An 11,897-nucleotide genomic window follows, 5' to 3' on the forward strand; every position below is an offset into this window, starting at 1 on the left:
TGGCGGTGGTTACTCGTCAGCCCTCCATCTCGCGTCCGGCACCGGCGTCTGCCGCGACCGGGTCTGACCCGGGATCGATTGCGGCGAGAAACCGGGCGATGAGCCCGAGACTGACAGCCGTCAGCGTCCCGAAGATGACGATCTGGGGCACGGGCACGACCTGGCCGTCGCGGACCATGTAGACGATCATCGCCAGGACGGCCCCGCCGAGCGTAGCGATTTTCACGAGCAGGACGCTCGTGAACGCGTATCCCAGCGGGTGACGGCGCCAGAGCAGGGAGGCCGCCAGGGCAAAGGCGGGGACGACGACGCCTAGGTCCAGCGAATAGATGACCGACGTCGGGAGTCCCGGGTCGGCGATGCTCGCGGGCGTCGTCCCGGCGAGCGTCGCCGGCAGAATCTCCGAGAGCCACAACGCAGCGACTAGGCCCGCCAGCAGCAACTGGAAGCGGACGTACGGTCGAACGGACAACCCGCGGAGCTCGCGCTTCAGCCTCGCCGCGTCGAGGCGAACCATCCCGCCGACGAACGTGAACAGCGTCAGCCAGAGCAGCGTCGTATAGACGAGGTACAGTTCGTTGAACGCGGTCATGAACGCGTACGAGGCGTAGGTGTACAGCAGGTAGCCGGTCACCCCCAGCCAGACGACGTAGCCCCGGAGCGACCCGCGGTTCGCGTAGTACAGCGAGGCGCCCAGGACCGGGACGGCCACTCCAAGCGTCAACAGGTCCTGCCCGAATATCTGCGGGAGCAACACCGGGTCGTCGCGGTAGAATCCCGGGACGACCAGTCCGACGACGGTCGCAGCGACCGTCAGGAGCAGGGTCGTGAGCGATGCGACGCGGTACGGACGGGGAAGTGGAGTCTGTGTCATGGGTGTTCGCTGGCGGGACGCTCACTGTCCGTCGGCGGGTCTGGCGTCGCCACGCTCGAGGCCGAGCACGCTGGTGTCCGGGACCTCGCGGTTCGCGAGCCGCTCGCGCCCGAAGACGAGGACCACGACGACGGCGAGGCCGACCAGCACGACCGCCGAGGCGATCTCGGCGAGGAAGTTCAGCCACGGGTCGGGAATCCCGCCGGGGACGAGCGCCGCCCTGTCTGCGGGATGGAAGACGCCGATGCTGTTCATCCCGGCGTGGAAGACGGCGGCCGCGAGGACGCTGCCGGTGTTGTTGTACATCCAGGTCCACAGCACCGAGCCGGCGAGGATGGTCGCCCCCCAGATGAGCTGCTGGGACACCGGCCAGGTGGCGTGCGTGGTGTTGGGGTTCAGGAAGAGCGGCAGGTGCCAGCCGGCCCACGCGACCCCGACGAGCAGGCTCGTGACGAGCCCGCTGTATCGCTCCTGCAACACCGGCACCATGAACCCGCGCCAGCCCAGTTCCTCCTGCCCGCCGCCCCAGACGGTACCCCAGGCCATCACGAACAGGTAGACGCCGGGAAACGGCAGCGCCGCGAGGTCGACGGGACCCCCCAGGACGGCGTAGAGTCCGCTCCCCAGCGCGAGGACGACGAGCGGGATCAAAAGCGCCGCCGCCCACCATGTCGCGCCGATACGCCACCGGAAGAACTGCCCGAGCCAGGCACGCAGGCTGCCGCCGGCCGCCCAGACGACCACGGCCGCGCCGACCGGTGGCCCGAAGCCGCCGAAGCCGACCAGTATCGACAGCGTCCACGACGGGCCCAGGTCCGAGGCAGCGAGCAGGCCCTGTATCGTCCAGGTGAACGCGTACGTGATCGCCAGGAAGCTCGCGACCCGATGGCGGTCGATCCACGCGCGGACGGAGGGGTTCATGTGACACCAATTTGTCACGCTTCGAGGAAAATCTGCCGCCGGCTCCCCCGGACAGCACTGGGCGGGCCTACGTCCGGAGCGGGGCCCCCGTCGTCAGCGGCGTCGTCGCGACGACACGGTCGTGGACGACACAGGCCGCCGTCGCGAGCAGGCCGGCCCCGATGCCCGCGATCCCCACCGGGCCGACCAGCAGCGCGCTCGAGCCCGTGAGAAAGACCAGCGAGAGGGAGGCGACGGCGTTGAACGACCCGTGCAGTAGGGTCGGGGCGAGGACGGACTCGGCACGGGCGGTCAGGTAGGTGAACACCGGCGTCGCGGCGACGGTCCAGCCGGTCATCACGAACACGCCGGCGTACGGCGCGTCGGGGAAGTTGTGCCCCTGGAGGACGAGCGGCGCGTGCCAGACGCCCCAGACCACGCCGGTCAGGAGCGACACGCGCCAGAACCCGAGCGGCGCGAGTTCCCGGAGGAGCAGGCCGCGCCAGCCCAGTTCCTCGCCCAGCGCCGCGACGGCGTTGACCGTCAGCCCCGCCACGAGGCCCTGGAGGACGAAGAAGACGGGTATCGGGACCGGGAGGTCCTCGAGGGTGGCCAGCGACGCCTCGACCTGTGCCTCCGGGAGGCCGAGGGCGCGGAGGGCGACGCCGTAGTCGGTCGTGACCGATACCTCCGGGAGGAGGGCGCCGAGTCCGACGGTCAGGCCCAAGAGGGCGACCGGGGTGAGCCAGGCCAGCACGGACCAGCGGAGGCGGCCCCGGCGGAGACCACAGCCCGCCCGTATCGACTCCCCGTACCGCCACTGGACGAGGACGGCGGCGACGGCGGGGGCCCACATGTAGGTGGCGACCACCAGCACCGTTCCCAGGGGGCTCCCCAGCTCGACGTCGGCGAGCGCGAGCAGGAGAGCGCTCGTCCACGAGATACCGAACGCGCCGGCGAGGAACCAGCCGACTTTCCGTCGCTGTACGGACCCGTGACGCGCACTCGGTATCATCGCGTCGGTGGTGACAACCGCCACACATAAAATCGCTACTGGTCTGTTCGGCGGCCCCGGCCGGAGGCCGACGGAACAAGTTATAGTTTAGACAACAAATGTCCACTATGTCACGGCCACCCCTCACCAGGTCGGTCTGGGACGTCGACGCCGACGACTTCCCCGCCGACGGCGCCGTCCACGACCGGGCCAGGTTCCTGCTTAGATACGCCATCCTGGCGCCGTCGAGCCACAACTCACAGCCCTGGACGTTCGACGTGCATGACGACGAGATACGGTTCGCCGCCGACGAGTCCCGGTGGCTGGACGTCGCCGACCCGGACCAGCGCGAACTGTACGTCAGCGTCGGTTGTGCCGTCGAGAACTGCTGTGTCGCGGCCGAACACTTCGGCTTCGACCCGCAGGTCGAGTATCACGACCCCGCGTCTACGGGGCGCGTCGCGACCGTGCGACTCGCCGACGGCGCCCCGGCGGACCCCCATCCACCCGAGCTGTTCGACGCGCTCACCACGCGCGCGACGAGCCACGCGGTGTTCGAGGACCGGCCGCTCGCGCCGGCGACCCGTCAGCGACTGGCGGCGCTGGTCCGGGACGACGACGTTACGCTGCAGGTGGTCGACGACCCGGACACGAAAGCCGCCATCGCCCAGCTGCAGGCCGAGGCCGACCGGCTCCAGATGGACGACCCCGAGTACCGCCGGGAACTGGGTCACTGGGTCGGTCTCGGCGCCCTCGGGAGTTCGTGGCTCGCGGCCCGGGTCGGCCAGGCCGTCGTCACCCACCTCGACATCGGTGACCGGGAGGCGGCGAAGAACTCGAAACTCATCACGAGCGCCCCCGTCGTCGCCGTGCTGACGACGCCGGCGGACGACCCGCCGGCGCGGGTCCGGACGGGGCAAACGTTCGAGCGTGTCGCGTTGCTGGCCAGTCTCCAGGACGTCGCCGTCCACCCCATGAGTCAGACGCTCGAGCGCCCCGAGACGCGGTCCAGACTCGCCGACCTGCTCGGTACGACCGACAGTCCCCAGCACCTCTTCCGGCTCGGATACGCCGACGAGTCACCCGAACACACCCCGCGCTGGCCGCTCTCGGAGTTTCTCACCGGGGGGGTGATCTGGTGTCGGTCCGAGGAGCTGCGCGCTGGGAGAGCCCGCCGAACCGTTCCCCTCTCGCGCCTGTCCGAACGGGACGGCGATTCACTCGGGTGTCCGACCCGTCTTGGGGTGGTGGCCCCGTCGACCCCGCCGGATGTCGTCGCCGGGGCCGGAATCCCCGACATCTCCTCACCGGTCGCGCTGTCGGCTATCAAAAGGTATGGGGCGTCCCCGTGTAGACTCCCTATGAGCGACGACGGCGACCGCATCGAACCGTTCCCCGCTCGTCGCCGGGGGACGGTCGACTACATGCGAGCGGCTGGTCGGCGGAGCAACGTTCACGGTCTCGTCGAGGTCGACGTGACCGAGGCCCGTCGCCGCATCGCCGCCATCGACGCCGAGACTGGCACGTCGCTGTCGTTCACCGCCTTCCTCGTGGCCTGTCTCGCGCGAGCGATCGCGGACCACCCACAGGTCAACGCCTATCGTGACTGGCGTGGCCGCCTGCACGTCTTCGAGGACGTCGACGTGAACGTCCTCGTCGAGACGACGATCCGGGGCGAGCGCATGGCCGTCCCCCACGTCGTCCGGGCGGCCAACGAGCGGTCGGTCCGCTCGATTCACGACGAGATCCGGGCCACCCGGGAATCCGCGGACCCGACGGCGCTCTCGCGACTCGACGAGCTGGCGTTTCGGCTCCCGGGGTTCCTCCGCCGACTCGTCTGGCGGCTCCCGCAGTGGTTTCCCGAACGGTGGAAGGCCGTGGCGGGCACCGTCGCCGTGACGTCCGTGGGCATGTTCGGGGCGGGCGGCGGGTGGGCGGTCAGCCCGACGAACTACACCGTCCAGTTGACCGTCGGCGGCATCAGCGAGCAACCCCGAGTCGTCGACGGAGAGATCACGACGCGCGAGGTGCTCGATCTCACGGTGACGTTCGACCACGACGTCGTCGACGGTGCACCCGCCGCGCGGTTCGTCCAGCGGTTGCGGGAACTCGCCGAAGACGCGCACGGACTCGAATCGCCCCAGGAACCGTGACAGCCGTCTCGGTCGACGCGAGGCGCCGGGTGGGAACGACAGGGGACGGTCGCTGCGGATGCACCGTCGGGCGACCTGCCGACGGTTCGGGTGTGCCTCGGGGATTCGTACGTGTGGGCGGAGACGTTCGTCAACCAGGCAGCCATCCGGCCGTGGACGCCGTCACGCACTCGCCTCTCTGCGGACGTGTCCGAGCGAAAGCAGTGGTATCGGGATGCGAGCCCGGCACTATGCCGAGCCGTCCGCAATCGGGGCTCGGATAGGTCCCTAGAGGGACATTTGGAGTAACCGGTGCCGACGTTGAATATTTTCTGATTGACGCGATACTGATCTGGGGTGTATCTGCTGACATCTCTGCGCGCTGTTCTGAGACGTGTCTGCTACCCGGGAGTCCCGGGCACGACTCACGAGGATGCCGGCCCGGACTCCATCCGTTCGGGGCCGGGAGGAGAGGGTAGTTCGACCGGGTTCGCGCTGGCGACCGGAGCCAGACTTTTCGACGCGACTCTCGAAAGGTGGTGGTATGGGAGACCGCGTCTGCTATCGTGAGTACTGCCCCGACTGCGACGCGCAGGTGACGATCGTCGACGAGACGTGCCCGGAGTGTGACAGGGACCTCGAGATCGCGTAGCGCCGTGCGCGCTCGTCTGTCGCTCCCGCTTTGGGCCCCCGCGTCCGGGACACCCTGCAGCCGAGCGGTCTACAGCTCGGCAACGCCCGACTGTTCGTCGCGCAGCTGCAGATAGGCGTCGGCGACGATGCCGTACCCGATAATCGCGAGCGGGGCCGTCACCACCAAGCTGAGAATCTGTCTGAGCGTCGGACTCACGAACGACGCGACCGAGCCGAGACCGCTGAGGACGCCGGTCACCACGCCGACGAGCAGGAGCAGCGCCGCCAGGCGCAGGCGGTTTCCGCGAGCGAGGTCCCAGCTCCGTCGCAGCGACGCCACGAGCCGCGCGTCTTCGACGGCGACGGCGAACAGGACGAACGCGAAACTCACCATGAGGAAGATGCCGGGCAGCACCAGCAAGACGAACCCCACGAGCGTGGCGATGCCGACGACGACGTTCACGCCGACGGCCGAGAGCAACGCCCGACCGATCCGTCGGGTAAACAGCGACCCGGTGACCGCCCCGCTGTCGGGCCCCTGGCGGGTGAACGCCCGGGCGGCAGCGATGTAGATTATCATCCCGAACAGGAGGGCCACGAGCGCGAGCACCCCCGCCACGGCACTCGAGAGCGGCAGGGTCACCCCGATCTGTGCCTGTTGTTCGACGGCGGGCGGGAGCTGGTTGGCGACGATGGTGTTCACCGAACTGGTGAACAGCCCCACGTAGAGGGCTGTGAGTGCCATCAGAGCGATACCGACCGGAGACAGGCTCCGGCGAACACCGTTGCTAATCGCACGGCCAAGTTGGAGGGCCATGCCCCCAGTTGCTCGGGCCGGTATAGAAAATCCTTCGTTCCGGAACCTGACGGATGCCCCCGCCTCAGCGACAGTGCAGAAGGTGCGCGACGGGGACTCTGCGGGCGATTCACTTCCGTCACTCGTCCCGGACGGTCAGTACGGGGGCGGGCGACCGTCGAACCACCCGTTCGGCGACGCTTCCCATGACGGCCCGGTCGAGCCCCGTTCGGCCGTGGGTTCCCATGACGACCACGTCGATGCCGCGGTCGGCGACGTAGTCCAGGATCGCTTCGTGCGGGTTCCCCTCGACGACCTCGGTCACGACGGTCAGGCCCGCCTGCGCCCCGGCCACCTCGGCGTCGCGGACGGCTCGGCGTCCCTCGTTCCGAAGGGTTTCGAGCAACGGTCCCGAGCGCGCCAGTCGCGTATCGACCACGTACAGGACGTGCAGGGTCGCGTCCCACTGTGTCGCCATCTCGATACCGTGATCGAGCCCCGCGTTCGCGCCCCGACTCCCGTCTGTCGGAACCAGGATGTCGTCGTACATGCGCTCCGCTTCGAGCTGCGTGGCTATCAATGCTCTAGCGGTCCCCGCGCCCCAGCTGTCCCGTTCGGCGAGGACGCAACTCCGGATTCGCCGGCGACTCCCCACTCACGGACTTCCCGGTCGGTGGCGGCGAAACGCCTATCAGGTGCTGCTACATCGTTGTTTCCATGCCGATACAACGGAGACAGTTCATCAGGGCAGTCGGGGTCGGTGCGGTCGCGAGCGTCGCCGGCTGTTCGCAGTCAGGGGGGCAGACAGCGGGCGAGAGCGAGTCGCAGGACCGGCCCGGCGTGGCCGGCGAGACGCTGACGCTCACGACGACCACGAGCACGTACGACACGGGGCTGCTCGACGCGATTCACCCCGACTTCGAGACGATGTACGGCGTGACGGTGGACGCGGTGGCACAGGGGACCGGCGCGGCCCTGGAGTCCGCGCGCAACGGCGACTCGGACGTGGTGATGGTCCACGCCCGCGGCCTCGAGGACGAGTTCATGCGGAACGGCTACGGGGTCAACCGCCGGGACCTCATGTTCAACGACTTCGTCATCGTCGGCCCGGAGGGCGACCCGGCGGGCATCCAGGGGATGGGTTCGGCGACCGAGGCGCTGACCGCCATCGCCGAGTCGGGGTCGACGTTCGTCTCCCGCGGGGACAACTCCGGGACCCACACGAAGGAGCTGAACCTCTGGGCGGCCGCCGGGACCGATCCCGGCGGCGACTGGTACCAGGAGACCGGGACCGGGATGGGCGAAGCGCTGAACGTCGCCACCCAGCAGGGCGCCTACACGCTGTCGGACCGCGGCACGTTCATCTCCCAGCGTTCGGAGATCGACCTGGTCATCCTCGTCCAGGGGCCCATCGGGCGGCCCGGAGATCCTGGCGAATCCCTACGGAGTCATGGCGGTCAACCCCGGCGTCCACGACAACGCGAACTACGACCTCGCGATGGCCTACATCGGCTGGATAACCAGCCCCGGCGCCCAGGCGGCCATCGAGGAGTATCAGGTCAACGGCGAGCAGCTGTTCTTCCCCGAAGCGGTCTCCGAGGACCCCGACTTCCAGCAGTACGTTCCGCAAGGGTGGAGTAGCGAGTCCTCGAACGGGTGAGTGTGCCACTCGATTCGCTCGCGTATCCCCTGGCGGTCTTTCTCGACCTGCCGTTCAGGGAGGGGTACGTCTCGAGTATCATCTACGTCTCGCTGTACGTCAGCGGCATCGCCGTCGGGTTGAGCACGCTGTTTTCCATCCCGGTCGCGCTCACGATGGGCTTTACCGACTTCCCGGGGAAACGGATCCTGAAGTCGGTCATCAACACCGGGATGGGCTTTCCGAGCGTCGTCGTCGGCCTGCTCGTGCTCTTTGCGGTCTCCAACCAGGGACCGCTGGGGACGTTCGACCTCATCTTCACGAGGGAGGCGATGATCATCTCGCAGTTCGCCCTCGCGACGCCACCCATCACGGCCATCAGTCTCGCGGCCGTCACCGGCGTGGACGACGACGTCCGCGACGCGGCCCACGTCCTCGGCGGGACGAGCCTCGACGTCGCGCTGGTCGTGGTCAAGGAAGCCCGCTATGGCATCGCCACGGCGATTCTCGCGGGCTTCGGTCGGGCCATCAGCGAGGTCGGGTCCGTCCTCATCGTCGGGGCAACATCACGACGTCGGGGGGCATCTCGAAGACGCGGACGCTGACGACGGCCATCCAGCTCGAGGCCCGCCAGGGTCGGTACGAGACGGCGATGCTACTCGGCGCGGTCCTGCTTGTGCTCGTGCTGGCGGTCAACGCCGTCGTCGTCCAGCTCGGCGATTCGCGGGTGATGAGCTGATGATCCGCCTGGAAGACCTCTCGCACGCGTACGGTGACGAGCGCGTCCTCGCGGACGTCTCGCTCACGGTCGACCCCGGCGAAGTGGTCGCGATCATCGGGCCCTCGGGGGTGGGCAAGACCACCCTGCTTCGCATCCTGGCCCTCAACCGCCGGCCGACCGAAGGCACCGTCGAACTGGACGGCCAGCGGGCGTGGTCGGTCGACGAGAGCCGCCGCCTGGAACTGCGCCGCCGCGTCGGGATGGTGTTCCAGCGGGCGAGCCTGTTCGACGCCTCCGTCGCCCGGAACGTCGCGTACGGCCTCCGGGTGCGACGGTCCTGGCGAACGCGACTCGCGGATGGCGTGCGCTCGCTCGTCGGATCGAACGACCTGCCAGCGGCCGTCGAAGAGGCGCTCGACGTCGTCGAGCTGCGTGACAAGGTCGACCAGGACGCGCGCTCGCTCTCGGGCGGCGAGGCCCAGCGCGTCTCCTTCGCGCGGGCGCTGGCTTACGATCCGGCGTACCTCCTGCTTGACGAACCGACGTCCGACCTCGACCCGCGGAACACGGGGCTCATCGAGGCGGCCGTCGGCGAGGCGCGCGACCGGGGCCTGGGTGTCGTCGTCGCGACCCACGACATGCACCAGGCCGAGCGCATCGCCGACCGGGCCGCCGTGTTGCTCGGCGACGGGCTGACCGAGGTGGGACCGACGGAGCGAATCTTCGAGGACCCGACCGACGAGCGCACCCGGAAGTTCATCTCCGGGGAACTGGTGTACTGACCGGCGACGGTGCGCCCTGCGGTTCCCCACGGAAGTCGCGTTCAGCCGGACGCGGTGGAAGTAATCGATTCCGGGCACACACCGTGGTCGGTGCCAACGATTCCGATTTCTGACAACGTTCATCTGGCTGTCGTGAGTAGCGTCTCGAGTGAACAACGGCGCCGTTCAGGCCGATCACCGGCTCGAGCTCGCGCTCGGCGAGGTCAGCGGCGCGTTAGGGGATTCGGTTACGGTCCTCCCGATCGTCGTCGCCGTCGGGGCGCTGTCGGACCTCTCTGTCGGGACGATGCTGGTCGGCTTCGGCCTGTTCCAGGTCGTGTGGGGCCTGCACTACCGCGTGCCCGTGTCGGTCGAGCCGATGAAGGCGCTCGCGGCGCTCGTCATCGCGGGCACGCTGTCGGTCAGGGGGTTCGTGGTGGCCGGCCTTCTGGCCGGCGTCGTCCTCCTGCTGGTCGGATCGACCCGGACGCTCGGGCGGGTCCAGGCGCTCGTCGGCCAGCCGGTCGTCCGCGGCGTGCAGTTCGCCGTGGCGCTGTTGCTCCTGGAGACGGGCGTGCAGCTGGGCGTGCAGGACCCTCCCCTGGGGCTGCTGGCGGCCGGCCTCGTCGTCGGTCTCGCCGTCCTCGGGCAGGTGCGGGCGGCCCCGCTGGTCGTCCTCGGGCTCGGCGCCCTCCTGGCCTTCTGGTACGCCGGGCCGCCGACCGCCGCTGTCCCGACGTTCTCGGGGCCGCTGTTCGGGTCTGCGCCGCTCGACTACGGGTCCCTGCTCGGCGCGACGGCGGGCCAGCTCGCGATGACGTTCCCCCTCTCGGTGCTGGGCGTCGTCCTCGTGCTGGTCGCGCTCCAGCTGGGCCGGACGGAGCCCCGACTCGGAGCACCTCGGCGTCACGCTCCTGGTCGGGGCGGTGAGCCTCCTCTCGAACGTCGGCGTCGGGTTCGCCTGTGGCGTCGGGGTCTCACTACTCCGCCGGCGACTGCGCGACGGCCGTGACGGCACCGGCCCGTCGGTCCGGTCGTGACGGCGGTCCACCGACCGGGATAGCCAAGGGGACCGACCCGCTCTAGGCAGCCAGGGGACGATTCGACGATGGACACCGCGGACGACGAGGCGGACGCGAGCGCGCTGCTTGCAGCCATCGGGTTCGACCCCGAGGAGAGCGCGCTCACCGAACGGCAGGCCGAGGTACTGTTGCTCCGGGAGCGCGGGCGCACACAGACGGCCATCGCCGAGATGCTGGGGACCTCACGGGCGAACGTGGCCAACGTCGAGGCCAGCGCGAGAGCCAACGTCGCGAAGGCACGCGAGACCCTGCGGGTCGTCCGGGCGATGGAAGCCCCCGTGCGGGTCCCCGTCCCGGCGGGGGCCGACATCTACGAGGTCCCGGAGACGGTCTACGAGGCGTGCAACGAGGCGGACATCAAGGTCGCCTACTCGGCCCCGGAACTCGTCCGCCTGCTCCTCGACGAAGCCGAGTCGGTCGTCGACGGGCGAACGATCACGGTGTCACTGACCCTGCATATCACCGAGGACGGCGAGGTCGTCATCCGCCGAACCGACCGGGAACAGTAGCACGCCGGCCGGGCGGATAGTTCTGGGAGTGCGTTCGCGACGTTCGAAATACTCTGTTCACTACACTAGCTGAGAACCTCGTATTTGCTCCACTCGTTTCGATACGTCGTTCGAGTCTTCTCATAATCTTGGAACTGAAGCACAATATTATATTCCTGTAGGGCGTACACTCACCTGTAGGTGAAAGAGACATGCCAGGATATGCAATCGTCCTTGCCTCGGGCAAGCTAGAGCGGTTACAGGCAGTAGCGAACATCGCGTCGGTCGCCGGCGCGTCCGACATCCCCATCGAGATCTTCGCGACGATGGACGGCCTCGAGGCCTTCGACCTCGAGACCATCGAGAACGGCGACTTCGAGATGGGTGCCGTCGCCCAGGCGATGATGGAGTCCGAGTCGACGAAGATGCCGATGTTCTACGAGTCCATCGGCCAGGCGAAAGAGATCGGCCCGGTCAACATGTACGCCTGCGAGCTGTCGATGGACATGCTCGGAAAGGACTTAGACCAGTACGCCGACCTCTTCGACGACGTGCTCGGCGTCTCCGGGTTCCTGACGATGGCCGAAGACAAACAGGTGATGTTCATCTGAGGTGACCACAATGAGTGAATCCATTTCCCCAGACGTGACGGTCGATTCGCGCGGTGCCGCCTGCCCGGGTCCGCTGATGGACCTGATCGGCAAGATAAAGAAAGCCGACGCAGGCACGGTATTCGAACTACAGACCAACGACAGCTCCTCGAGCCACGACGTCCCCGAGTGGGTCGAGAAGGCCGGTCACGAGCTGCTCGACGTCGTCGAACACGGCGACGAGGAGTACTGGTCCATCTTCGTCGAGACGAGGGAGTGACCGCGGC

11 protein-coding genes and 2 pseudogenes are annotated in these 11,897 nt (G+C 68.5%); 8 read left to right on the forward strand and 5 right to left on the reverse strand.

Annotated features, from left to right (window positions below):
• Window positions 1–16: 16 nt before the first annotated feature.
• From P1N55_RS15250 to P1N55_RS15260, 3 genes are all read right to left on the reverse strand, one after another.
• Window positions 17–874 (reverse strand): hypothetical protein, encoded by an 858-nt coding sequence (locus P1N55_RS15250; protein WP_276276371.1) that lies wholly within the window; start codon window positions 872–874, stop codon window positions 17–19.
• Between the two features lie 21 nt (window positions 875–895).
• Window positions 896–1,795, reverse strand: a complete 900-nt coding sequence (locus P1N55_RS15255; protein WP_276276372.1) for a CPBP family intramembrane glutamic endopeptidase — start codon at window positions 1,793–1,795, stop codon at window positions 896–898.
• Window positions 1,796–1,862: 67 nt separating this feature from the next.
• Window positions 1,863–2,789: a CPBP family intramembrane glutamic endopeptidase gene (locus P1N55_RS15260; RefSeq protein ID WP_276276373.1), complete on the reverse strand. Its 927-nt coding sequence runs from the start codon at window positions 2,787–2,789 to the stop codon at window positions 1,863–1,865.
• 107 nt (window positions 2,790–2,896) lie between these two features.
• On the opposite strand from P1N55_RS15260, the gene P1N55_RS15265 reads away from it, so the two are divergent.
• Window positions 2,897–4,921, forward strand: coding sequence for an Acg family FMN-binding oxidoreductase (locus tag P1N55_RS15265; RefSeq protein ID WP_276276374.1), 2,025 nt, complete (start codon window positions 2,897–2,899; stop codon window positions 4,919–4,921).
• Window positions 4,922–5,621: 700 nt separating this feature from the next.
• On the opposite strand, the gene P1N55_RS15270 is transcribed toward P1N55_RS15265, so the two are convergent.
• Window positions 5,622–6,278 (reverse strand): hypothetical protein, encoded by a 657-nt coding sequence (locus tag P1N55_RS15270; protein WP_276276375.1) that lies wholly within the window; start codon window positions 6,276–6,278, stop codon window positions 5,622–5,624.
• Window positions 6,279–6,468: 190 nt separating this feature from the next.
• Window positions 6,469–6,879 (reverse strand): universal stress protein, encoded by a 411-nt coding sequence (locus P1N55_RS15275; protein ID WP_276276376.1) that lies wholly within the window; start codon window positions 6,877–6,879, stop codon window positions 6,469–6,471.
• Window positions 6,880–7,046: 167 nt separating this feature from the next.
• Here P1N55_RS15275 and P1N55_RS15280 point away from each other — a divergent pair.
• The 7 genes and pseudogenes from P1N55_RS15280 (at window position 7,047) to P1N55_RS15310 (ending at window position 11,890) form a co-directional block, all read left to right on the forward strand.
• Window positions 7,047–7,989, forward strand: a pseudogene (locus P1N55_RS15280) (substrate-binding domain-containing protein).
• Window positions 7,986–8,707 (forward strand): annotated as a pseudogene (locus P1N55_RS15285) (ABC transporter permease). Before P1N55_RS15280 ends, P1N55_RS15285 begins: the two co-directional pseudogenes overlap by 4 nt.
• Complete coding sequence (locus P1N55_RS15290; protein WP_276276379.1) at window positions 8,707–9,471, forward strand: ABC transporter ATP-binding protein; 765 nt, start codon at window positions 8,707–8,709, stop codon at window positions 9,469–9,471. Before P1N55_RS15285 ends, P1N55_RS15290 begins: the two are co-directional and overlap by 1 nt.
• 148 nt (window positions 9,472–9,619) lie before the next feature.
• The gene (locus P1N55_RS15295; RefSeq protein ID WP_276276380.1) at window positions 9,620–10,462 is read left to right on the forward strand and encodes a putative sulfate/molybdate transporter; all 843 of its coding nucleotides are present in this window, start codon (window positions 9,620–9,622) and stop codon (window positions 10,460–10,462) included.
• Window positions 10,463–10,558: 96 nt separating this feature from the next.
• Window positions 10,559–11,041 (forward strand): Tfx family DNA-binding protein, encoded by a 483-nt coding sequence (locus P1N55_RS15300; protein WP_276276381.1) that lies wholly within the window; start codon window positions 10,559–10,561, stop codon window positions 11,039–11,041.
• A gap of 191 nt (window positions 11,042–11,232) precedes the next feature.
• A complete protein-coding gene (locus tag P1N55_RS15305) occupies window positions 11,233–11,631 on the forward strand; it encodes a DsrE/DsrF/DrsH-like family protein (protein ID WP_276276382.1) in 399 nt (132 codons plus the stop codon).
• 10 nt (window positions 11,632–11,641) lie between these two features.
• The gene (locus tag P1N55_RS15310) at window positions 11,642–11,890 is read left to right on the forward strand and encodes a sulfurtransferase TusA family protein (protein WP_276276383.1); all 249 of its coding nucleotides are present in this window, start codon (window positions 11,642–11,644) and stop codon (window positions 11,888–11,890) included.
• Window positions 11,891–11,897 lie beyond the last annotated feature (7 nt).

The sequence above is a fragment of the Haloarcula regularis genome, from assembly GCF_029338315.1.
Classification (GTDB): domain Archaea; phylum Halobacteriota; class Halobacteria; order Halobacteriales; family Haloarculaceae; genus Haloarcula; species Haloarcula regularis.

Excerpts from the sequence above, each read along its gene's own strand:
- P1N55_RS15260 (WP_276276373.1), bottom strand. The coding sequence starts at position 2,789 with ATGATACCGAGTGCGCGTCACGGGTCCGTACAGCGACGGAAAGTCGGC.
- P1N55_RS15300 (WP_276276381.1), top strand. The coding sequence starts at position 10,559 with ATGGACACCGCGGACGACGAGGCGGACGCGAGCGCGCTGCTTGCAGCC.
- P1N55_RS15310 (WP_276276383.1), top strand. The coding sequence starts at position 11,642 with ATGAGTGAATCCATTTCCCCAGACGTGACGGTCGATTCGCGCGGTGCC.
- P1N55_RS15290 (WP_276276379.1), top strand. The coding sequence starts at position 8,707 with ATGATCCGCCTGGAAGACCTCTCGCACGCGTACGGTGACGAGCGCGTC.
- P1N55_RS15265 (WP_276276374.1), top strand. The coding sequence starts at position 2,897 with ATGTCACGGCCACCCCTCACCAGGTCGGTCTGGGACGTCGACGCCGAC.
- P1N55_RS15250 (WP_276276371.1), bottom strand. The coding sequence starts at position 874 with ATGACACAGACTCCACTTCCCCGTCCGTACCGCGTCGCATCGCTCACG.
- P1N55_RS15305 (WP_276276382.1), top strand. The coding sequence starts at position 11,233 with ATGCCAGGATATGCAATCGTCCTTGCCTCGGGCAAGCTAGAGCGGTTA.
- P1N55_RS15270 (WP_276276375.1), bottom strand. The coding sequence starts at position 6,278 with ATGGCACTCACAGCCCTCTACGTGGGGCTGTTCACCAGTTCGGTGAAC.
- P1N55_RS15275 (WP_276276376.1), bottom strand. The coding sequence starts at position 6,879 with ATGTACGACGACATCCTGGTTCCGACAGACGGGAGTCGGGGCGCGAAC.
- P1N55_RS15255 (WP_276276372.1), bottom strand. The coding sequence starts at position 1,795 with ATGAACCCCTCCGTCCGCGCGTGGATCGACCGCCATCGGGTCGCGAGC.